The following is a 20,600-nucleotide window of genomic DNA, read 5'->3' on the forward strand; positions in this document are numbered from 1 at the left end:
ATATTCTGCAAGAATTGTCCGAACGGTCAGGAAGGCAAAAAAAACGCCGCATATCATATGCGGCGCAAGGACAGGGTACCCAGGCTCACGCTTCCCGAGTACCCGGGGGAAGCCATGGCGCGGCTGGCGCCATGCGCTAGATCAGGAGTCGCTGCGGGCCCCGGCCTGCGCGGCGGAGGCGGAAAGTTCCTGCTGGTGCTCGATGGCCTGCTGGTTGGCGTCGACCATGCGGTCGGTCATCAGCGAGGACTCTTCGGCGAAACCGGCCTGGGAAAATGCGAGGGAAAACAAACTGAGTATGGCGGCAGCAAGGATCTGGCGATTCATGGCGGGTCTCCGATGACACCCTGTTCACTTGGGACAGGCGCCATATTAGTTAACCGCCATGCTCGGAAAAATAGCCAAACAGACGAGAGAGTATTACCTCAATAACAACAATCCTTCACTGTGCCCAGTAACTTGAACTTTGCATGGTGGTTTCGTCGCGGGCGAATGCCTGGGGAAGTTCCTGTTGCAACAGATCGACCCAGGTGCGGATCTTCGCGTCCAGGTAACGCCGCGAGGGATACAGCGCATAGATGGTCCGCTGGTGCATGGCATGGCCGGGCAACACCCGTAGCAGCTCGCCGTTGCGCAGCGCCGCGGCCGCCACGTAGCTGGGCAGCAGGGCGATGCCGAGGTCGGCCTTGGCCGCCTGGGCCATGACCTCGGCGACATTGACCATGAAGGTGTTCTGCGGGCTGACGGTGCGCTCGCCCTGCTCGTCGGCGAAGATCCAGCCCTCCGGGTAGGCCGGGTCCTGCAGGCGCAGACAGACGTGGCGCTCCAGGTCGTCCACCGAGCGTGGCACGCCGTGCTGCTGCAGGTAGCCGGGACTGGCGCAGAGCACGCTGTGGATGCTGCCCAGGCGCTGGGCGACGAACTCCGAGTCGGGCAACTGGCGCTCGCCGGTGATCAGCACGTCCTGGCCTTCCTCGAGCATGTCCGGGTTGCGCTGGGACAGGGTCAGCTCGATCACCACGTCGGGGAACAGTGCGCCGTAGCGGGCGATCATCGGCACCAGGTGATGCTGGCCCATGCCCATCAGCGACTGCACGCGCAAGCGGCCGCAGGGGCGGATGTGCGCGCCGGCGGCTTCGGCCTCGGCGACCTCGATGTCCTCGAGGATCCCACGGCACCGCTCCAGGTAGCGCTCGCCGGCCTCGGTCAGGGCCAGGCGCCGGGTGGTGCGGTGCAGCAGGCGCGTCTGCAGGTGCGCCTCCAGGTCGGAGATCAGCCGCGATACCTGCGCGGTGGACAGGTCCAGGGCCTGGGCGGCGGAAGTGAAGCTGCCGCTGTCCACCACCCTGGCGAACACGCGCATGCCTTGCAATGTGTCCACTATTACCTCGGTTGCAAAACAGATTCGTAAATTGGTCGGATTTTCCCTGGCGCCGGGCTGCCTATACTGGCCGCCGTCGCCGTAGCAACGCCGGGCATACCCTGCCCGGCGTCGGGGCGGATGGCCCACCCGCCGTCCGCTCTCCTTCCCCCCCGCACAGACTCTGCTACGGCGGCGCCCCCTTCCCCTTCCGTCGCGCTCAGCGTCCCGGTTCCGGAATCCGGTACCAGGCGACGTACAGCGCCGGCAGGAAGATCAGCGTGAGCAGCGTGGCGGCAACGATGCCGCCGATCATCGCATAGGCCATCGGCCCCCAGAACACTTCGCGGGCGATGGGGATCATCCCCAGGCTGGCCGCCGCCGCCGTCAGCAGGATCGGCCGGGTGCGGTGGTGGGTGGCTTCCAGCACGGCCTCCCAGGGCGTCTTGCCGTCCTTCTCGAAGGCATCGATCTGGGTCACCAGGATCACCGAGTTGCGGATGATGATGCCGATCAGCGCGAGAATCCCGAGGATCGCCACGAAGCCCATCGGCGTGCCGGTCGGCAGCAACGCCGCGACCACCCCGATCAGCCCCAGCGGCGCGACGCTGGCCACCAGGAACAGCTTCTGCACGCTCTGCAACTGGATCATCAGGAAGGTCGCCATGAGGAACAGCATCAGAGGCACCACCTTGGCGATCGGGCCCTCGGCCTTGCCGCTCTCCTCCACCGTGCCGCCCACTTCGATCCGGTAGTTCGCCGGCAGGCCGTCGGCGAAGCGCTTGACCTCCGGCGCCAGCCGGGCGACCAGGTCGGTGGGCTGGATCTCGCCGCGCAGCGACGCCTTCACCGTGATCGTCGGCTTGCGGTCGCGGCGCCACACCAGCGGCTGCTCCAGCTCGTAGCTGACCTTGGCGAACGCCTTGAGCGGGATCGAGGTGCCGCTGGGCGTGACGATCTGCAGGCTCTCCAGGGTCTCCAGCGAGCCGCGCTCGCTATCCTCGGCGCGGCCGATGACGTTCACCAGGTAGATGTCGTCGCGCACCTGGGTCACCGCGCTGCCGGTCACCACGCTGTTCATGATCTGCGCCACGTCCTCGGAGGACAGCCCGAGCTGGCGCGCCTTGTCCTGGGCGATGTCGATCTTGAGCATCTTCCCGGGCTCGTTCCAGTCGTAGACGATATCGCCGATGTTCGGGTTGCCGTCGAGCACGCCGGCCAGGCCCATGGCGTACTCGCGGACCTTGTCGATCTGCGGTCCGCTGACCCGGTACTGGATCGGCCGTCCCACCGGCGGCCCCATCTCCAGCGGCTGCACGTAGGTGCTGATGCCGACGTAGTCCTTGCGCAAGCGATCGCGCAGGCGTGCGGCGACGCGCTCGCGGGCCTCCAGGTCCTTGGTGACGATCACCAGTTGGCCATAGAAGTTGTTCTGCAACTGCTGGTCCAGCGGCAGGTAGAAGCGGATCGCGCCTTCGCCGACGTAGGCGCTCCAGTGGTCGATGTCCTCGTCGTCCTTCAGCGTCGCTTCCAGGCGGTCCATCACCGCCCTGGTCTCGTGGATGCTGCTGTTCTGCGGCAGGTTGAGGTCGACCAGCAGTTCCGGACGGTCGGAAGACGGGAAGAACTGGTGCTGGACGAACTTCATCAGGAACAGCGACACGCCGAACAGCAGCGCGGTGAGGAAGATGGTCGTCCAGCGCCGGCGCATCGCCAGGTGCAGCAGGCTGTCGAAACGCTCGGCGATGCGCCCCTTCTTCTGCTCCGACTTGTGCTTGAGAGTCTTCGGCAGGATGTGCACGGCGATCACCGGGGCGAACAGCACCGCGACGATCCACGACAGCAGCAGGGCCACGGCGATCACCGCGAACAGGGTGAAGGTGTACTCGCCGGCGGAGCTGGCGTTGAGCCCGATGGGCACGAAGCCGGCCACCGTCACCAGGGTCCCGGTGAGCATCGGGAAGGCCGTCGAGGTGTAGGCGTAGGTCGCCGAGTCGTGCAGCGAGTCGCCCAGTTCGAGGCGCGTGATCATCATCTCCACGGTGATCATGGCATCGTCCACCAGCAGGCCGAGGGCGATGATCAGCGCGCCGAGGGAAACCCGCTGCATGGTGATGTCGGTGTATTCCATGAACACGAAGACCATCGCCAGCACCAGCGGGATCGAGCAGGCCACCACCAGCCCGGCGCGCAGGCCGAGGCTGACGAAGCTGACGATGAGGACGATCACCACCGCCTCGAACAGCGCCTGGGTGAAACCGCCGACCGCCTTCTTCACCACCTGGGCCTGGTTCGACACCTGGTGCACGCCGACCCCGACCGGCAGTTCGCCGGTGATCTCCTGCATGCGCGCATTGAGCGCCTCGCCGAACTCGAGGATATTGCCACCCTCCTTCATCGCCACCGCCAGGCCGATGGCCGGCTCGCCCTTGTAGCGGAACAGCGAGGTCGGCGGGTCGACGAAATCGCGGCTGATGCTGGCCAGGTCGGACAGCCGGTAGAAACGATCGTTGACCCGCAGGTTGACCGCCTGCAGGTCCTTTTCCGAACGGAAGTTGCCGGAGGTGCGCACCGAGATGCGCTCGGGGCCGGCCTCGACCACGCCCGACGGAGTCACCGCGTTCTGCGCCTGCAGGCTCTGCACGACCTGGCGCTGGTCGAGACCGAGGGCGGCCAGCTTGCGGGTAGAGAAGTTGAGGTAGATGACCTCGTTCTGCGCACCGATCATCTGCACCTTGCCCAGGTCTTTCACCGAGCGGATGTCCAGGCGCACCTTCTCCACGTAGTCGCGCAGCTGGCGGAAGTCCAGGCCGTCGGCGGTGAAGGCGTAGACGCTGCCGAACACGTCGCCGAACTCGTCGTTGAAACCCGGTCCCTGGATGCCCTGGGGGAATTCCCCCTGGATGTCGGAGATCTTCTTGCGCACCTGGTACCAGATATCCGGGATGTCGCCGGCCTTGGTGGTGTCCTTGAGGTAGACGAAGACCGTCGATTCGCCGGGTCGCGTGTAGCTCTTCACGTAATCCAGCGAGTCCAGCTCCTCGAGCTTCTTCTCGATGCGGTCGGTGACCTGCTCCAGGGTGTCGTCCACCGTGGCGCCCGGCCAGCGGGTCTGGATGACCATGGTCTTGATGGCGAACGAGGGATCCTCCTCGCGCCCCAGGTTGAGGTAGGAGAACACGCCCATCACCAGCGATACCGCCATCAGGTACCAGACCAGGGACTGGTGGCGCAGGGCCCAGTCCGACAGGTTGAAACCGCCCTTCATCGCGCATCCTCGTCGAGTTTGATCTTCTGGCCGGGCTTGAGGCTGTTGACTCCGGCGCGGACCACCCGGTCGCCGTCGGCCAGGCCCTGTCCGATCACCACCTGGCGTTCGTCGCGGCTGAGCACCTGTACCTCGCGCAGGGCCACGCTGGACTGTTTCCCATCGACGACCCAGACCTGGGTCTTGCCGTCGCGTTCCAGCAGCACGCTGGCCGGCAGCACGCTGCGCACGCTACCGGCGCTGCTCAGCTGGACCTGGATGGTCGAGCCGAGGCGGAACGCCTCCGGCGTCTGCGCCAGGCTCAGGCGCACGCGACGGGTGCGGGTCGAGGCGTCGGCCTGCGGACCCAGCTCGCGGATGCTGCCGGTGGTCCTGGCCTGCGGGTCGAGCTGGGCGCTGACCAGGAAGCGCGCGTCGGCCGGCAGGCTCTCGGCGACCTCGGTGGGCAGGTCGAAGACTGCCTCGCGCACTTCGGGCCGGGCCAGGGTGACCACCGCCTGGCCGGCGCTGACCACTTGCCCGGCCTCGGCGTGCCAGGTGGTAATGACGCCGTCGAAATCGGTCACCAGGCGCGTGTAGGAAAGCTGGTCCCTGGCCTGCTGCACCGCCGCTTTGGCCTGGTCGAAGCTGGCCTGGCTGGTCTTCAGGCGGGTCCGCGCATCGTCCAGGCGCGCCTGGGCGGTGACGCTGCGGGCGAACAGTTCTTCCTGGCGCCGGGCATTGGCCTGGGCGTCGATCAACTGCGCCTCGGCGCTGGCCAGGTCGCCCTGGCTGGCGCGCAACTGGTTCTGCTGGTCGGTGGGGTCGAGGGTTGCCAGCAGCGCGCCCTTGCCGACGAAGTCACCGACGTCGAACAGGCGCGAGGCGATCCGTCCGTTGGTGCGGAAGCCGAGCACGCTCTCGTAGCGCGCCTGGATGCTCCCGGCGAAGCGACCGAGGTCGTCGTTCTTCAGGGTCTTCACGGTCACCGTCAGCACCGGCCGCGGCGGTGCCGGCGGCGGCTCGTCGCCGCAGCCGGAGAGGAGCAGGGCGAAGCCGAACAGGCCGGCGAGGGAAAACGGCTTCATGGCTGGCCTCCGCCCACGGCGTCGCGGCTGGCGGTGCTCTGGGTCGGCTGCGGCGGCTGGGCCACCTCGACCACCTGGCCCGGATGGAGCAGTTGGCCGCCCACCGTGACCACTGTCTGGCCCGCCTCCAGGCCACCGTCGATGACCACCTTCTCGCTGGCGTAGCGTGCCACCCGCACCGGTTGCAGGCGCGCCTTGCCTTGCTGGTCGAGCAACCAGACCGCCGGCTGCTCGCCGACCTTGGACAGCGCCGACCAGGGCAGCACCACGCTGTGCGCGGCCGGCGCGGCGACGCTGGCGTTGACCACGCTGCCGAGGCTCATTTCCGCCGGCACCGAGTCGAGGCCGACCTTGACCTTCAGCGTACCGCTGCGCTCGTCCACCGTCGGGGTGATCTCGCGGACCTTGCCGCTGGCGGTGACTTCCGGCTTGCCGAGCAGGCTGACGGTGATCCGCTGGCCGTCGACATCGTGGCTGAACAACGACTCGTAGACGTTGAACACCGCGTCGCGCTCGCCGTCGCGGGCCAGGGTGAAGATCGGCACGGTGGCCTGCACCACCTGGCCGACCTCGGCCTGGCGGGCGGTGATGACCCCGGCGTCGGAGGCACGCAGCTCGGTATAGGAAAGCAGGTCGCGGGCGCTGGCCAACTGCGCCTGGGCGGCCTTCAGCGAACTCTGCGCGCTGCGCACCGAGGCCAGCGCCTGGTCGTACTCGCTCTGGCTGGTGTAGCCCTTGGGCAGCAGCGCCTTCTGCCGCTGGTAGTTGAGGTCGGCGAGCTTCGACTGCGCCTGCTGCGCGGCGACCGCCGCCTGGGCGTTCTCCACGTTGCTGCGCTGGTCCTGCGGGTCGAGCCGCGCCAGCACCTGGCCAGCCGCGACGTGGTCGCCGACATCGACCAGGCGCTCGACGATCTTGCCGCCGACACGGAACGACTGGTCGGCCTGTACCCGTGCCTGGATGTCGCCGGTGATCGAGGTGGCCGAGGCGAACTCGGCCATCTTCACCGTCTGCGCCAGCACACGGACGTGTTCCTCGGCGGGCGGCTCGGCGCCGCAACCGACAAGCAGGCTGGCGCACAGGATGGCGGGCAGCGCCATCCGCGACCAGCGACCTTTGGAATGAAAAGCGCCTCTGGCGTCTGACATGCCTTCCCCTTCGCGATCCATACAGATACCGGCCGATACGGCCGGAAACTCCCAGAATTGGCAGGGATTCTAGCCGCGTCCCCAAGGATTGCGACTATCAGATGGAAGCGGGGGTTCCTTTTCCAAACTTGTGGAGGGGATCGCCTCCGGCGTCAGGTGAACAGGCGCGCGCTCAGCTCGCGGCTGGCCTCCAGCAGCAACGGCAGGAAGCGACTTTCCAGTTCGGCGCGGGAGACCCGCCCGGCATGGGTGCCGACGTTCAGCGCGGCGAGCACATGGCCGGCGGAGTCGCGTACCGGCACCGCCAGCGAGCGCAGGCCGACTTCCAGCTCCTGGTCGACGATGCACCAGCCCTGGCGACGAATCTCCACCAGGCACGGCAGCAGGGTCTCGGGGGTATACAGGGTACGGCTGGTCTTGGCCTGCATCTCCACTCCGCCGAAGTAGGCGTGCAGCGCGTCGTCGTCCAGCGCGGCGAGGAGGATGCGGCCCATCGAGGTGCAATAGGCGGGCAGCCGGCTGCCGACGTTGAGGTCCACCGAAATCAGCCGCTGGGGAGTGGCCGAACGGGCGATGTAGAGCACGTCGTCGCCCTCCAGGGTGGCCATCGAACAGGCTTCGTGGAGCTGTTCGCTGAGGCGGTCGAGGATCGGCTGCGCAGTGATCGCCAGCGGCGTCGACGACAGGTAGGCGTGACCGAGGGTGAGCACCTTCGGCAACAGCGAGTAGGTGCGCCCGTCGGTGGTGGCGTAGCCAAGCTGCATCAGCGTGTGCAGGCAGCGACGCACGGCGGCGCGGGGTATCTCGGTGCGGTGGCTGATCTGGGCGATGGTCAGGTGCCGCTTGCGCTCCTGGAACGCATGGATCACCGCCAGGCCACGGGCCAGCGAGGTCATGAAGTTGGGATCGCCGGTGAAGGCCTCGATGCGCTTGGCTGGCGAAAGGACGGTCGGCGGCGCCAGGGTGGCGGGGTGTTCCGGGAGTTCGCTCATGGACGTTCGGGCTCGGGTCACGGAAAGGCTCGCCGATTATCGGACACTCGTTCGATCATCGCAATTGACCGGAGCGCCTCCGACTGTAGTACTGTCGGGGCTACCCATCGCCCTCCGGGAGTAATGTCAGGTACCCATCGGCGGGTTCTGGGTACGCCCTTGCCGCTCCGGCAAGGGCGCCCTTCCTTCCCGCGCGTCCCGCGCGATCGATGCGCCTAGAAGTCGAAGAACACCGTCTCGTTGTCGCCCTGGATGCGGATGTCGAAACGGTAGGCGAGCTGTCCGTCCACTTCGCAGCGCCGCGCGAGCAGGGTGTCGCGACGCGGCGCCTGCTCGATCAGGTTGAGCACCGGACAGGCGGCGTTGGCCTCGGCCTCGTCATCGAAGTACAGCCGGGTCTGCAAGTGGATGTTGATGCCGCGGGCGAACAGCGAGACGTTGATGTGCGGCGCCATCGGCACGCCCTGGGCGTTACGCACCACCCCCGGCTTGACCGTGTGCAGGGTCCACTCGCCGGCATCGAAGGTGGTGGCGGTGCGGCCGAAGCTGTTGAACGGTCGCTCCGGATCGTAGCGCTCCTGGTAGCGGCCTTCGCTGTCGGCCTGCCAGAACTCCAGGAACGAGTCGCGCACCAGGTGGCCGTTGCCGTCGTAGACGTGGCCGAGCAGGAGGATGTGCTGGCCCGGCGCGCCTTCGCGGGCCATGCGGTTCCAGATCTCCAGGTCGCGGGTCGGGTTGCCGGCGGCGGCCAGCGCCAGGCCGATGTGGACGTAGGGACCGGCGGTCTGGGAAGGGGTTTCCCGCAGCAGTTCGTGGCTCATGGTCGGCTCCTCAGGCGTTCTCGAAGAAGGTCTTGCGCTGCCCGCGCAGGACGATGTCGAAGCGGTAGGCCAGGCAATCCATCGGGTTGGCCATGCTCATGTCGAGCCGGCCGATCAGGCTCTGCGCCGCCTCCGGGTCGGCAAGGGTGCGGATGATCGGGCACTTGGGGATCAGCGGGTCGCCCTCGAAGTACATCTGGGTGACCAGCCGCGCGGCGATCGCCGGGCCGCTGACGGACACGTGGATGTGCGCCGGACGCCAGTCGTTGGGGCCGTTGCGCCAGGGATAGGGCCCGGGCTTGATGGTGCGGAAGTAATAGTGGCCCTCGCTGTCGGTGAGGGTCCGGCCGACGCCGCCGAAGTTCGGGTCGAGCGGCGCCAGGTAGCGGTCGTTCTTGTGCCGGTAGCGCCCGCCGGCATTGGCCTGCCACATCTCCACCAGGGTGTGCGGGACCGGCTTGCCGTACTGGTCGAAGACCCGGCCGAACATGATGATGCGCTCGCCCTGGGGCAGGCCGCCGTGGTCGAAGTTGAGCAGCAGGTCGTTGTCGTGGCGGCCGAGCCTGAGGTGGGAGAAGTCCGGCCCGCTGGTTTCCGAGAGCGATTGCGGGATGCTCACCAGTGCCTGGCTCGGCGAGCGCGGCACGGAGGTCTTGTAGTCGGGGGTCAGGGCTTTGGGGTGCCAGTTTCGGTCACGGATGACGAAACGACGGCTTTCGGCGTCGTGCATGTCGGGCTCCTGTTATTCGCGTTATCGGTCGCCAGGCTTGTGGATTCAGGCATGGAAAACGAAGTCTTGCGCAGGAGGCGGGGCGGGGACAGTGAATTATCCGGCCCTATACATAACCATTTGGTTATGCTTCATCAGTGCAACTCGGCGGCCATCTCGCGCAACACCGCGCTGAACCATTGCGCCCCCAGTGGCAACGGCAAGGCCGCGTTGTGGCACAGCCCGACCGAACCGCCCGGTTCGCGGATACCCAGGTCCAGCTCGGCCAGCTCGCCATTGCCGACGTCCAGGCGCACGGCATCGCGCGGCGCCACCCAGATCGCCTCGCTGCGCAACACATAGCTGCGGCTGAGGGTCGGCGAGAGGGTTTCCAGGCGCTGTCCGGCGAGCGGGATGCCCCATTGCACGAACAGGCTGTCGGCGTGGCGGCGGATGGTGGTGCCGGCCAGCGGCAGCACCAGTGGGAATTCGGCCAGCCGCTGCAGGTCGCCGAGGGGCGCGGCGAGCAAGGGGTGGCCGGGACGCACCACCAGCATCATCGACTCGCTGTACAGGTGCTCGAAGGTCAGGCCCTGGATGTCCGGGCTATCGGTCATCCGCCCGACCACCAGGTCCAGCTCGCCGACCTTCAGTTGCGCCAGCAGGTAGGCGCTGGGGCCGGTGGCGACGCTGACCACCAGCGCACCGTGGCGCCGGTGCAGGCGCCGGATCACCTCGGGCACCACCAGGCTCTCCACCGTCGACAGCACGCCGACCCGCACCGTCTCGACCTGCGCCTCGTGGCCGCGCAGGGTGTTCACCCCGTCGCGCAGGGCCTGCACGCAGGGGCCGGCATAGCGCAGGAAGGTCACCCCCGCCTCGGTCAGCTCGGCGCCGGCCTTGCTCCGTTCGAACAGCCGCGCGCCGAGGATTTCCTCCAGTTCCTTGAGGGTCTTGGAGATCGCCGGCTGCGACACCGCCACGGCGTCCGCCGCCTTGGCGAAGCTGCGCTGGCGGGCGACTTCGAGGAAGCAGGCGAGGTGGCGGAACTTGATGCGGTTGTCGAGGTTCATGGGGTGGCCGTGGCGGCGAGTGGTGCGGGCATGGTACCCAACGGGCAGGTTGGGGACGAGGTGGCGTGCGATGAGATCGCGCCCTGGCGCTGCTCCGCGTCCCTCTCCCTGAAGGGAGAAGGCACTGGATGGAGCATCGTCGAACGGAACGATTCACCGATCCTGCGCCGGGCAGCACCGCGGCGGCCCTTCTCCCTGCCTGGCCAGAGGGCGGGAGAGGCCTCCCATCGTCCAGGAGGACGCCAGGAACCCCGCCAGGAACGAGCGCCGACTCAGAACTCCACCGTCGTCGACAGCTGGAACTGCCGAGGCTCGCCCATCGCCACGTACAGGCGATTGGCACTGGACGGGTAGTAGGTGCGGTCGAACAGGTTCTTCACGTTGAGCTGGAACTTCACGCCGTGTCCGCCGAAGCGGGTGTCGTAGCTGGCGAAGGCATCGGCCACGGTGTAGGACGGCAGGTCGAAGGAATTGGCCGGGTCGCCCGGGCGCTTGCCGACGTAGCGCGCGCCGCCGCCCAGGCGCAGGCGGTCGCCGCCGAAGAGCTGGCCGAGTTCGTAGACCGCCGACAGCGACGCGGTGTTGCGCGCCACGTTCTGCAGGCGCTTGCCCTCCAGGGTCGGGTCCTCGGTGACTTCCGCGGCGAGCCAGGCGTAGCTGCCGATCAGGCTCCAGCGTTCGCTGAGCTGGCCGGTGAGGTCCAGCTCCAGGCCGCGCGAGCGGACCCGGCCGGCGGCGCGCACGCTGCTGTTGCCGGCACCGTCGAGTTCGTTGACCAGCACGTTCTTCTTACGGATGTCGAACAGCGCCAGGGTGCCGCTGAGACGCCCCGGCAGATCCAGCTTGGCGCCCAGCTCCCAGGAGGTCGCCTCCTCCGGCAGGATCGCCGAATCGATGGTCTCGCCGGTGCTCAGCGGGGCGATGGTCGAGTTCGGCTTGAACGAGCGCGTGTAGCTGCCGTACAGCGAAACCTCGTCGCTCAGGCGGTAGACCAGGCCGCCGCGCGGCACCCATTTCTGCCCGTTGATATCGGTGTTGGCGTTGAACGGCCGGCCGCGCCCGGCGAGCTGGTCGTAGATCTGGTAGCGCGCGCCGCCGACCAGGATCCAGCGTTCGTCCAGGTGGATCGAGTCCTGGAAATACAGCGAGTCGCTGCGCAGCTTGTCGGTCTGGTCGCTGTCGCCGGCGACCACCCGGGTCGACGGCACCACCTGGCCATAGACCGGGTCGAGGTAGTCGAAGCGGCTGGTCTTGCTGTCGCGCAGCAGGTCGGCGCGGAAGATCTTGCGCTTCTCGTGGTCCATGCCGAATTGCAGGTCATGTTGCATCCCGGCCAGTTGCAGCGTTCCGCTCAGGCCGAGGGTGGCGAAGCTGTCGCTGCTGACCGCGCCGTGGGTGCCGTCCATGCGCCGGGTCAGGGTGCCGTCGGCATTCACGGCCATCACCCGGGCCTGGTTGTCGTCGTAGGTCTCGCGACTGTAGCCGTAGCCGAAGTGGGCCTTCCAGGTGTCGTCGAGCTGCCGTTCGAGATCCAGGCGGGTCAGCTCGGAACGGCCCTCGGTGATGTTGAAGGGCTCGTCCAGGCGCCGGCTGCGCGGGATGTCCAGCGGGCGGTTGGTACGCGGGTCGATGGCCGTGCCACGGTCGAACGGCGTGGTGAACTCGCGGTGCTCGTAGCTCAGGTTGACCGTCGTGTCCTCGCCGTACCAGGCCAGCGAGGGCGCCACCAGCGTCTCGCGACTCTTGCCGAAGTCGCGCCAGTAATCCTCGTCCTCATGATCGAGGATCATCCGGTAGGCCAGTCCGCTGTCGCCCAGCGGGCCGGTGGAGTCGAGCTGGCCGCCGCTGCCGTTGCGCCCGTGGGCGTAGGCCGAGCCACGCAGGGTCAGGGCGTTGGCTTGTTGCAGTTGCGGCTTCTTGCTCACCACGTTGACCACCCCGCCCGGGTCCTGGATGCCATAGAGCAGGGATGCAGGCCCCTTCAGCACCTCGACGTGGTCGGCGGTGGCGGTGAAATTGCGGCCCTGCACCGAGGGCATGCCGTCGCGCATGATCGAGCCGTCGCGGTTGTCGCCGAAGCCGCGTTTCATCACCGCGTCCTGGGTACCGCCGAGGGTGTTGGCCTGGGTGATGCCGCTGATGTTGCCCAGCGCGTCGTCAAGGTTGCGCGGGCGCTGGTCCTGCAGCGCCTGTGCCGGGACCACGCTGATCGCCTGGGGGATTTCCAGTAGCGGCGCATCGCCGCGACTGATCGAGGCGTTGGCCGCCGGCCGGTAGCCCTGCGCCGGGGCGGCGGCGGACACCGTCGTGGCATCGAGGTCGAGCGCGCCGCTGGCGGGGATCGGTTCCAGGGTCAGGGTGCGCTCGTCGATCCGCCGCGCGCGCAGGCCGCTGCCCTGCAGCAGGCGTTGCAGCGCCTCCTCCGCGTCCAGCGAACCGTGCAATGCCGGGGCGGTCGCCTGCGGCGGCAGCTCGGCGGTGTAGAGCAGCGTCTGCCCGCTGGCCCGGCTGAACGCGTTGAGCGCCTGTGCCAGCGGCGCGGCAGCCTGGCTGAAGCGGTAGCGAACCGCCTCGGCGGCCTGCACGGTGGCGGCGAGACAGCCGAGGCTGAGGAACAGGGCGGGGAGAGTACGCAGGGCGAAGCGCGGGAAGGGGGTCATGGGTTGCTCGTGTCGGTCGCTTTTCTAATGCGAATCAATCGCGGTCATGAGCACTACACGAAGCGGCGCCGGATTTACCTCACCCCCCAGCGCAAAAAAATTCTTCGCCGGGAAAGATTCCTGCGGCCAAACGGAGCGGGGCCGCCGTCAGCGAATCACCACCAGGCGTCCGAACAGGATCTGCTGGCGATAGCCGAGCACCGCCTGCAGCGACTTCAGCGCGGCTTCGGGATCGTCGCTGCGGAAGCTGCCGCTGACCGGCTGGCGGCCGAGCGCGTCGTCGAGCAGGAGAATGCGTCCGGGGTAGTAGCGAGCGAGTTCGTCGAGCACTTCCGCCAGCGGCCGCCGGTAGAAGCTCAGCCAGCCCTGGCGCCAGGCCAGCGCGGCGGCGGCGTCGATGGCCACGGTCCGGCCCAGCCTGCCGTCGGCGAAGCCGACCTGCTGGCCGGCGCCCAGCACTTCCTCGGCGGCGCCCGCGCCCGTGCCGGCGCTCACCGCGACCCGCCCTTGCAGCACGGTGACGCGGGTCTCCCCGGCGCCGCGACGGACCTCGAACTCGGTGCCCAGTACCCGCGCCCGGCCTTCGCCGGCCTCGACCACGAATGGCAGCGTGTCGCGCTTCACCCGCAACGCGGCGGCGCCGCGCAGCAGTTCGACCCGCCGCTGGCCGCCGTCGATACGCACGCGCACCGCGCTGCCGGCGTCCAGGCTCAGGTAGGAGCCATCGGCCAGCTTCCATTCGGCGACCTGTCCCGGCGCGGCGACATAGTCGGCACGCCAGTCCTGCAGCCAGTCGCCGGGCTGCCACCAGCCGCCCAGCCAGAGCATCGCCAGCAGGCAGGCGACGCTGGCCAGCGGGTAGGCCCAGCGCCGCGGGTTGCGCGACGCTCGGCGCGGCCGCAGGTAGGCTTCCAGGGCATCGGCCTCTTCGATGGCCAGGCGGCTCGCCGGTATTTCCGTCAGGCGCCAGAGCGCCTCGGCGCGGGCATAGGCCTCGGCATGCGCCGGCCGCTGCGCCAGCCAGTCCTCGAAGGCCCGCCGGGTCGCCGCATCCGGCGTACCGCGCAGGCGCACCAGCCAGGCCTGGGCGGTCTGCTCGAGGACGGGATCGTAGGGCGCGGCGTCGCTATCGGGTCGGGTCATGGCTGGGCGCTCCTTGCCTGCTCGCCGGCCGGGCCGGCCAGGCTCGCCTTGCAGGCGTCGAGGGCGCGCATCATATGTTTTTCCACGGCGCTTTGGGAAAGCTGCATGGCCTGGGCGATCTCCGCGTAGGTGCGGCCGTGGATGCGATTGAGCAGGAAAATCCGCCGGGTCCGCTCGGGCAGGCCGCGCAAGGCGGCCTCGACCCGGCGCCACTGGTCGCCGGCCTCGAGCGCCTGCTCGGGACCGACCGGCTCGCCCTGGCGCTGCTCCGGCAGCCAGTCGTCCAGTTGCCGCTGCCGCGATCCTTCGCCACGCAAGTGATCGATGGCCAGGTTGCGCGCGCTGCGCAGGAGGTAGCTGCCAAGCTCCTCCACCGGGGCGGCCGGGCGCCGCCAGAAGCGCAGGAACAGTTCCTGGACCAGGTCGGCGGCGGTCGCCCGGCAGCCGACCCAGCGGCTGACCAGGCTTTCCATGCGCTGGCGCTGGGCCAGGAAGGCCTTGAGCAGATCCGCGCGGCGCGCCGCCTCGCCGTCTGCCGGCAAGGCATCCGGGCGCGGGCCGGAGGGTAGGTCGCGGTCGGGCATCGGTGAGGGACGGCTGCACGAAAGCCGGCGCCGGGGCGGCGCCATGGGAATGCTGAGCAGCCCGCAAATGATAATTCTTATCATCAATACCGAGAAGCCGGCGACGACGAAACGCCTTGCGGGTCGCGCGCCGGGTTGCCCGGCGCGCCGCCCCTCACTTCACCAGGCGCGCATCCAGGCTGTTCTGCGCCAGGCGCCTGGCCTGCTCCTCGGTCATTCCCAGGCTCTGCTGCAAGGCATGGAAGTTCTCGGTGACATAGCCGCCGAAGTAGGCCGGGTCATCGGAGTTCACCGTCACCTTCACGCCGCGTTCGAGCATGTCGAGGATGGTGTGCTGGCTCATGTCGTCGAACACGCAGAGCTTGGTGTTGGACAGCGGGCAGACGGTCAGCGGGATCTGTTCGTCGATCAGCCGCCGCATCAGCCGCTCGTCCTCGAAGGCGCGCACGCCGTGGTCGATGCGCTCGACCTTGAGCAGGTCGAGGGCTTCCCAGATGTACTCGGGCGGCCCCTCTTCGCCGGCATGGGCGACGGTGAGGAAGCCTTCGCTGCGGGCGCGGTCGAAGACCCGCTGGAACTTGCTCGGCGGATGCCCGACTTCCGAGCTGTCGAGGCCGACGGCGATGAAGGCGTCGCGGAACGGCAGCGCCTGGTCGAGGGTTTTCTGCGCCTGTTCCTCGCTGAGGTGGCGGAGGAAGCTGAGGATCAGCCCATGGCGGATGCCCAGCAGCTTCTCGCCGTCCTGCAGCGCGGCGCGGATGCCGGCGAGCACCACCTCGAAGGGAATGCCGCGATCGGTGTGGGTCTGCGGGTCGAAGAACGGCTCGACGTGGACGACGTTCTGCGCCTTGCACTTCTGCAGGTAGGCCCAGGTCAGGTCGTAGAAGTCCTGCTCGGTGCGCAGCACGTCGGCGCCGGCGTAGTAGAGGTCGAGGAATTCCTGCAGGTTGTTGAAGGCGTAGGCCTTGCGCAGGGTCTCGACGTCGTTCCAGGGCAGGGCGATGCGGTTGCGCTCGGCGAGGGCGAACAGCAGCTCCGGCTCCAGGGTACCTTCCAGGTGCAGGTGCAGTTCGGCCTTGGGCAAGGCGTTGAGCCATTCGTACATGGGGTGGGTTCTCGATCAGGCTGGTCTTTGCCGGCAAGTTTAACCTGTCCCGGGAGTCAGGCCCGAGGGAAACCCGCGAGCCGCTCCCGCGCGCGACGGGCGGCTCAGGCCGTTTCGCCGCGCCGATAGGCATAGGTCTGCGCGAAGCGCGAGGTCAGCCACTCGCCACAGGTGGTCGGCGGATACTTCGGCGGGTTGTCCGCGTCGAAGCAGCCCGGCAGGCAGCGGATCTCGGTGTCCATGTGCGGTTCGGCGAAGAACGGCATGGAGTAGCGATGCACCCCGCGCGGGCTGATCACCCGGTGCGGGGTCGAGCGGTAACGGTCGTTGCTCCAGCGCGCCATCATGTCGCCGATGTTGACCACGAAGGTGCCGTCGATGGGCGGCGCGTCGATCCATTCGCCCTGGCGGTTCTGCACTTGCAGGCCACCGGCGGCGTCCTGGTAGAGCAGGGTCACGCAGCCGTAGTCGGTGTGCGCGCCGGCGCCGGGCTGGTCGGCGCTCTGCCGGGCGGCGGCCGGCGGATAGTGGATCAGGCGGAATACGCTGACCGGCTGCTCGAAGCGGCGGTCGAAGAAGTCCTCCTCGATCCCCAGGGCGATGGCCAGGGCGCGCAGCACGGTACGGGCCAGCGCCAGCATGTCGGCATAGTGTCCTTCCAGCAGGGCCTCCCAACCGGGCAGGTCGGGGTGTCGGTTGGGCCCGTAGAAGGACTTGCCGGCGCGCACGTCGGGATGCTCCGCCGGCAGGTGCAGGGCCATGTCGAAGGTCTCCTTGAAGTCGCTGGGCAACGCCGGGTCGAGCTGCTCGGTGGCGATCGCGCCATAGCCGCGATGGTTGCGGCTACGGGTGATATCGATCTTCAGCTTCTCTTCGACGGGCAGCGCGAAGAACTCCCGCGCCGCCGCCAACAGGGCTTCGAAGCGCGCGGCCGGCAACGGGTGTCCGGCGATGTAGAAGAAGCCCCACTCGCGGCAGGCCTGGTCGATCCGCCGCGCCACGTCGTTCCAGGCGCCACGGTCGGCGCCGTAGAGCGGGGCGATGTCGATGATGGGTAGACGGTCCAATCGCGCTCTCCTCGATGGGCCCTGTACGGAAAGTGCCTGCGCTCGGCGACTTTTTCCATACAAGGCCAGGGCTCACTTCGGCAGGTCGGCCTTGATGCCTTCCACGTAATAGTTCATCGACGCCAGGTCGGCATTGGTCGCGCTGACGCCGGCGGCGAAACGCTCCTTGCCGGACTGGTCGCGGATCGGCCCGGTGAAGGGGTGGAAGGCTCCGCTGCGGATCGACTCGATCAGCCTGCCCGCCTCTTCCCGCACCGGCGCCGGCAGCACCTCCTGGTTCAGCGGCAGGACCACCGTACTCTCGGCCAAGCCGCCCCAGAAGTCCTCGGATTTCCAGGTGCCGTCCATCACCGCCTGGGCCGAGCGGATATAGTGCGGGCCCCAGTCGTTGACGATCGAGGTGAGCACGGTCTTCGGACCGAAGTGCTGCATGTCCGAGGCGTAGCCCACGGCGTACACCCCGCGACGCTCGGCGGCCTGGATCGGCGCCGGGCTATCGGTGTGCTGGAACACCACGTCGACGCCCTGGTCGATCAGCGCGTTGGCCGCGTCGGCCTCCTTGCCCGGATCGAACCAGGTGCTCACCCACATCACCTTGAGTTCGGCCTGCGGGTCGTATTTGTCCAGCGCCAGCTGGATCGCGTTGATGTCGCGGATCACCTCGGGAATCGGAAACGAGGCGATGTAGCCGATCTTGTGGCTGCGGGTCATCTTCGCCGCGAGGAAGCCGCCGACGTAGCGTCCCTCGTAGGAGCGCGACAGGTAGGTGCCGAGGTTCCTGTCACGCTTGTAGCCGGTGGCGTGCTCGAAGGTCACCTTGGGAAACTGCCGGGCCACCTTGGCGGTGGGGTTCATGTAGCCGAAGGAGGTGGTGAAGACCAGGCCGTAGCCGTCTTTCGCCAGGTTGCGGATGACCCGCTCGGCGTCGGCGCCCTCGGCGACGTTCTCGACGAAGCTGGTCTTCACCTTGTCGCCGAAGTGCTCCACCAGTTCGCGGCGGCCCAGCTCGTGCTGGTAGGTCCAGCCGTGGTCGCCGACCGGGCCGACATAGACGAAGCCGATCTTCAGCGGTTCGGCGGCCTCGGCGGCGAGAGCGCAGGCGCCGAGGCCGAGGACGACGGCAAGGCGGCGCAGGACGGACATGCGGGATTGCGTGCGACGGTGTTTCATGGATGGGCGTGCTCCGGTGAGTGCAGGGTTGGCCATCGGGCGTGGCTTCGCGTTCAGCCCGCCCGCCGATGCAATTACCTGACCACCCGGACAACTCCGCTCAAGCCCGCGCTTCTGCGTGCCGCGCCATGCCGGCGCGGCTGCAGGACGGTGCAGCGCGCCATCGCTTGGTGCATGCCGGCGCCGCCACGATGGCGCTACCATGGGCGCTGGCTTTCCGTAACAAGGCACGCACGCGATGACCGCGATCTACCTGGCCGGGCCGGACGTCTTCCGCCCCGACGCCGAAGCCCATGGCGAAACCCTCAAGGCGCTCTGCGCCGAGTTCGGTTTCCTCGGCCTCTACCCGCTCGACCACGCCCTGCCCGCCGACATCCGCGAGCCAGCCGCACAGGCCGCCTGGATCTACCGCGCCAATGTCGGCCTGATCGAGCGCGCCGACTGCGTGCTGGCCAACCTCGAACCGTTCCGCGGCAGCGAGCCGGACAGCGGCACCGCCTTCGAAGTGGGTTACGCCCTGGCCCTGGGCAAGCCGGTATATGCCTACCTCAGCGATGCCGGCGCCTACGCCGAGCGCCTCGCCCGGCTGGCGCCGGAATGGCTCGGCGAGCACCCCGGCGAGGACCGCGACGGTTGGCAACTGGAGGGTTTCGGCCTGCCATTGAACCTGATGCTGGCGGTGCCTTCGCGGCTGGTCGCCGGCGGCCCGCGCGAGGCCCTGCGACGCCTCGCCGAGGAACTCGGCGGGAACGCCTGAAGCGCCCGCGCCGAGCGCCGGAAGAAGCACGCGAGCCGCCGCCTATCTGCTGACAGGTAGGCGCCGCCTGGCATGTCGCTTGCTGCCCATAATCCCCGGACAACAACGGCCCCCGCGCGGGGCGTCCGGCATCCTGGGGGGAGCATCCGATGAGCCGATCCAACGGTTCCAGCAGCCGTCGTACCTTCTTGCGCCTGGCGGCCCTGCTGCTGCCCGCCGGCGCCCTGCTCGGCAGCCTGCCGGGCGTACGCGCCGCGGCCAGACCGCGGAAACTCTATCTGGCCGGTCCCGACGTGTTCCGCGCCGACGCCGTCGCCCACGGCGAAGCGCTCAAGGCACTGTGCGCACGCTACGGCTTCGAAGGCCTCTACCCGCTGGACAACGCGCTGCCGAAACAGCTCGCCGAGCCGCGCGAACAGGCGGCCTGGATCTACCGCGCCAACATCGGCCTGATCGAACGCGCCGACGCGGTGCTGGCCAACCTGAACTTCTTCCGCGGCGCCGAGCCGGACAGCGGCACCGCCTTCGAGGTCGGCTACGCCACCGCTCTCGGCAAGCCGGTCTATGGCTACGTCGACGACGCCGGCAGCTACGCCGAGCGGATCCGCCGGCACGCCCCGGAGCTGGTCGGCGAGGATCCGACCCGCGACCGCGACGGCATGGCCCTGGAAGAGTTCGGCCTGCCGCTCAACCTGATGCTGGCGGTGCCCGGCAGGATCGTCGTCGGCGACGCCGAGCAGGCTCTCCGGCAACTCGCCGGGCAATCCCGCGGCTGAGTCCGACCCGTCCCACTCCAGGCAAGGACTTCCCATGCGCAAAGCCCTGCTGTGCTGTGCCGCCCCGCTGTGCGCGGCCGCCGCCTTCGGCGCCGAAAACAACGACGAGAACGCCGCCCGCGAAGGGCTCTGGAACAACCTGCACGTCTACCGCGCGTTCAACCAGCGCGGCGGCCCCTACCTGACCGACGACAGCTACCTGGAATGGGAGTTCGGCGGCCGCAAGGGGGTGCTCGACCTGTACGGCTACATCGACTACAAGAACCTCTTCGACGACGCCAGCTCGGACGTACCCGACGGCGAGAACTGGTTCGTCGACATCGAGCCGCGTCTCTCCATCGACCGCCTGCTCGGCCGCGACTTCTCCATCGGCCCGATCCGCGAATGGTTCGTCGCCTTCGACTACTACTACGCCGACGCGCGCCAGGGACCGGGGCTGAACGTGCTGTGGTCGGGCATCGGCACCAACACCGAGCTGCCCTGGCTGGGTACGGTGGGGCTCAATCTCTACGCGCGCTACATCGACAAGAACTACGGCGCGTCCAACGAGAACGCCTGGGACGGCTACGTCGCCCACATGAACTGGTTCAAGCCGCTGGCGCAGTTCGGCGGCAAGCGCTTCATCGCCTTCCAGGGCTTCTTCGACTACGAGTTCGGCTCGAAGCTGCCCGACAAGGACGATGCCTTCGAGCGCGAATACCGTACCGATAACGGCTTCCAGGCCTACCTCGGGCTCTGGTATCACACCGAACACTGGAAGTTCGGCTACGGCGCCAAGGTCTACCGCAACATGACCCAGTGGCGCGACGGCGAGCAACTGGACGGACGCCGCACCGACTCCAGCGGGATCGGCCACTACTTCAACGTCGGCTACGCGTTCTGAGCACGGCGCCCACGCCG

Annotated in this window: 18 protein-coding genes; 3 read left to right on the top strand and 15 right to left on the bottom strand. The window is 68.2% G+C overall.

Features of this window, described 5'->3' with window-relative positions; all coding sequences use genetic code 11:
- Positions 1-141: 141 nt before the first annotated feature.
- The 15 genes from HMPREF2914_RS28665 to HMPREF2914_RS28735 form a co-directional block, all read right to left on the bottom strand.
- Positions 142-327, bottom strand: a complete 186-nt coding sequence (locus tag HMPREF2914_RS28665; RefSeq protein ID WP_019485230.1) for a hypothetical protein — start codon at positions 325-327, stop codon at positions 142-144.
- Between the two features lie 115 nt (positions 328-442).
- Entirely contained in the window at positions 443-1,381 is a 939-nt protein-coding gene (locus HMPREF2914_RS28670; RefSeq protein WP_003121631.1) for a LysR family transcriptional regulator, read from the bottom strand.
- Between the two features lie 199 nt (positions 1,382-1,580).
- Positions 1,581-4,628, bottom strand: coding sequence for a triclosan efflux RND transporter permease subunit TriC (triC, locus tag HMPREF2914_RS28675; protein ID WP_003083874.1), 3,048 nt, complete (start codon positions 4,626-4,628; stop codon positions 1,581-1,583).
- Complete coding sequence (triB, locus tag HMPREF2914_RS28680; RefSeq protein WP_003083872.1) at positions 4,625-5,695, bottom strand: triclosan efflux RND transporter adaptor protein TriB; 1,071 nt, start codon at positions 5,693-5,695, stop codon at positions 4,625-4,627. The genes triC and triB overlap by 4 nt, the downstream gene beginning before the upstream one ends.
- Positions 5,692-6,843, bottom strand: a complete 1,152-nt coding sequence (triA, locus tag HMPREF2914_RS28685) for a triclosan efflux RND transporter adaptor protein TriA (protein ID WP_031276749.1) — start codon at positions 6,841-6,843, stop codon at positions 5,692-5,694. Before triA ends, triB begins: the two co-directional genes overlap by 4 nt.
- Positions 6,844-6,995: 152 nt before the next feature.
- The gene (locus tag HMPREF2914_RS28690) at positions 6,996-7,835 is read right to left on the bottom strand and encodes an IclR family transcriptional regulator domain-containing protein (protein WP_003083866.1); all 840 of its coding nucleotides are present in this window, start codon (positions 7,833-7,835) and stop codon (positions 6,996-6,998) included.
- 215 nt (positions 7,836-8,050) lie between these two features.
- Positions 8,051-8,656, bottom strand: coding sequence for a protocatechuate 3,4-dioxygenase subunit alpha (gene pcaG, locus HMPREF2914_RS28695; protein WP_003111471.1), 606 nt, complete (start codon positions 8,654-8,656; stop codon positions 8,051-8,053).
- A 10-nt stretch (positions 8,657-8,666) separates the two neighbouring features.
- Positions 8,667-9,386, bottom strand: a complete 720-nt coding sequence (pcaH, locus tag HMPREF2914_RS28700) for a protocatechuate 3,4-dioxygenase subunit beta (protein WP_003102187.1) — start codon at positions 9,384-9,386, stop codon at positions 8,667-8,669.
- A 134-nt stretch (positions 9,387-9,520) separates the two neighbouring features.
- Positions 9,521-10,438 carry a pca operon transcription factor PcaQ gene (pcaQ, locus tag HMPREF2914_RS28705; RefSeq protein WP_023092266.1) on the bottom strand — a complete coding sequence of 306 codons (918 nt, stop codon included), beginning with the start codon at positions 10,436-10,438 and terminating at the stop codon, positions 9,521-9,523.
- Positions 10,439-10,710: 272 nt separating this feature from the next.
- On the bottom strand, positions 10,711-13,098 hold the full coding sequence (locus HMPREF2914_RS28710; RefSeq protein ID WP_009877357.1) for a TonB-dependent siderophore receptor: 2,388 nt from the start codon (positions 13,096-13,098) through the stop codon (positions 10,711-10,713).
- A gap of 147 nt (positions 13,099-13,245) precedes the next feature.
- Positions 13,246-14,241, bottom strand: coding sequence for a FecR family protein (locus HMPREF2914_RS28715; RefSeq protein ID WP_023092265.1), 996 nt, complete (start codon positions 14,239-14,241; stop codon positions 13,246-13,248).
- Positions 14,238-14,783 carry an RNA polymerase sigma factor gene (locus tag HMPREF2914_RS28720; protein ID WP_003112642.1) on the bottom strand — a complete coding sequence of 182 codons (546 nt, stop codon included), beginning with the start codon at positions 14,781-14,783 and terminating at the stop codon, positions 14,238-14,240. Before HMPREF2914_RS28720 ends, HMPREF2914_RS28715 begins: the two co-directional genes overlap by 4 nt.
- A 196-nt stretch (positions 14,784-14,979) precedes the next feature.
- Positions 14,980-15,930 carry an adenosine deaminase gene (locus HMPREF2914_RS28725; RefSeq protein WP_003083850.1) on the bottom strand — a complete coding sequence of 317 codons (951 nt, stop codon included), beginning with the start codon at positions 15,928-15,930 and terminating at the stop codon, positions 14,980-14,982.
- 104 nt (positions 15,931-16,034) lie between these two features.
- The gene (locus HMPREF2914_RS28730) at positions 16,035-16,997 is read right to left on the bottom strand and encodes an isopenicillin N synthase family dioxygenase (RefSeq protein ID WP_003128351.1); all 963 of its coding nucleotides are present in this window, start codon (positions 16,995-16,997) and stop codon (positions 16,035-16,037) included.
- Positions 16,998-17,069: 72 nt separating this feature from the next.
- Positions 17,070-18,167, bottom strand: coding sequence for a BMP family ABC transporter substrate-binding protein (locus HMPREF2914_RS28735; RefSeq protein WP_009314963.1), 1,098 nt, complete (start codon positions 18,165-18,167; stop codon positions 17,070-17,072).
- A gap of 238 nt (positions 18,168-18,405) precedes the next feature.
- Between HMPREF2914_RS28735 and HMPREF2914_RS28740 the strand changes: the two genes are divergently transcribed.
- From HMPREF2914_RS28740 to HMPREF2914_RS28750, 3 genes are all read left to right on the top strand, one after another.
- Positions 18,406-18,924, top strand: coding sequence for a nucleoside 2-deoxyribosyltransferase (locus tag HMPREF2914_RS28740; protein WP_003083842.1), 519 nt, complete (start codon positions 18,406-18,408; stop codon positions 18,922-18,924).
- Positions 18,925-19,073: 149 nt separating this feature from the next.
- A complete protein-coding gene (locus tag HMPREF2914_RS28745; protein WP_003083840.1) occupies positions 19,074-19,700 on the top strand; it encodes a nucleoside 2-deoxyribosyltransferase in 627 nt (208 codons plus the stop codon).
- A 34-nt stretch (positions 19,701-19,734) separates the two neighbouring features.
- Positions 19,735-20,583 carry a nucleoside-specific channel-forming Tsx family protein gene (locus HMPREF2914_RS28750; protein ID WP_003083838.1) on the top strand — a complete coding sequence of 283 codons (849 nt, stop codon included), beginning with the start codon at positions 19,735-19,737 and terminating at the stop codon, positions 20,581-20,583.
- The last annotated feature ends 17 nt before the right edge of the window (positions 20,584-20,600 follow it).

The sequence above is a fragment of the Pseudomonas sp. HMSC067G02 genome (assembly GCF_001813485.1).
GTDB lineage: Bacteria > Pseudomonadota > Gammaproteobacteria > Pseudomonadales > Pseudomonadaceae > Pseudomonas > Pseudomonas aeruginosa.

What these genes read in the sequence shown, in the direction of transcription:
- HMPREF2914_RS28750 (WP_003083838.1), top strand. Translation starts at nt 19,735, where the DNA reads ATGCGCAAAGCCCTGCTGTGCTGTGCCGCCCCGCTGTGCGCGGCCGCC.
- HMPREF2914_RS28745 (WP_003083840.1), top strand. Translation starts at nt 19,074, where the DNA reads ATGAGCCGATCCAACGGTTCCAGCAGCCGTCGTACCTTCTTGCGCCTG.
- triC (WP_003083874.1), bottom strand. Translation starts at nt 4,628, where the DNA reads ATGAAGGGCGGTTTCAACCTGTCGGACTGGGCCCTGCGCCACCAGTCC.
- HMPREF2914_RS28725 (WP_003083850.1), bottom strand. Translation starts at nt 15,930, where the DNA reads ATGTACGAATGGCTCAACGCCTTGCCCAAGGCCGAACTGCACCTGCAC.
- triA (WP_031276749.1), bottom strand. Translation starts at nt 6,843, where the DNA reads ATGTCAGACGCCAGAGGCGCTTTTCATTCCAAAGGTCGCTGGTCGCGG.
- HMPREF2914_RS28665 (WP_019485230.1), bottom strand. Translation starts at nt 327, where the DNA reads ATGAATCGCCAGATCCTTGCTGCCGCCATACTCAGTTTGTTTTCCCTC.
- pcaG (WP_003111471.1), bottom strand. Translation starts at nt 8,656, where the DNA reads ATGAGCCACGAACTGCTGCGGGAAACCCCTTCCCAGACCGCCGGTCCC.
- triB (WP_003083872.1), bottom strand. Translation starts at nt 5,695, where the DNA reads ATGAAGCCGTTTTCCCTCGCCGGCCTGTTCGGCTTCGCCCTGCTCCTC.
- pcaQ (WP_023092266.1), bottom strand. Translation starts at nt 10,438, where the DNA reads ATGAACCTCGACAACCGCATCAAGTTCCGCCACCTCGCCTGCTTCCTC.
- HMPREF2914_RS28735 (WP_009314963.1), bottom strand. Translation starts at nt 18,167, where the DNA reads ATGAAACACCGTCGCACGCAATCCCGCATGTCCGTCCTGCGCCGCCTT.
- HMPREF2914_RS28710 (WP_009877357.1), bottom strand. Translation starts at nt 13,098, where the DNA reads ATGACCCCCTTCCCGCGCTTCGCCCTGCGTACTCTCCCCGCCCTGTTC.
- HMPREF2914_RS28715 (WP_023092265.1), bottom strand. Translation starts at nt 14,241, where the DNA reads ATGACCCGACCCGATAGCGACGCCGCGCCCTACGATCCCGTCCTCGAG.
- HMPREF2914_RS28690 (WP_003083866.1), bottom strand. Translation starts at nt 7,835, where the DNA reads ATGAGCGAACTCCCGGAACACCCCGCCACCCTGGCGCCGCCGACCGTC.
- HMPREF2914_RS28740 (WP_003083842.1), top strand. Translation starts at nt 18,406, where the DNA reads ATGACCGCGATCTACCTGGCCGGGCCGGACGTCTTCCGCCCCGACGCC.
- pcaH (WP_003102187.1), bottom strand. Translation starts at nt 9,386, where the DNA reads ATGCACGACGCCGAAAGCCGTCGTTTCGTCATCCGTGACCGAAACTGG.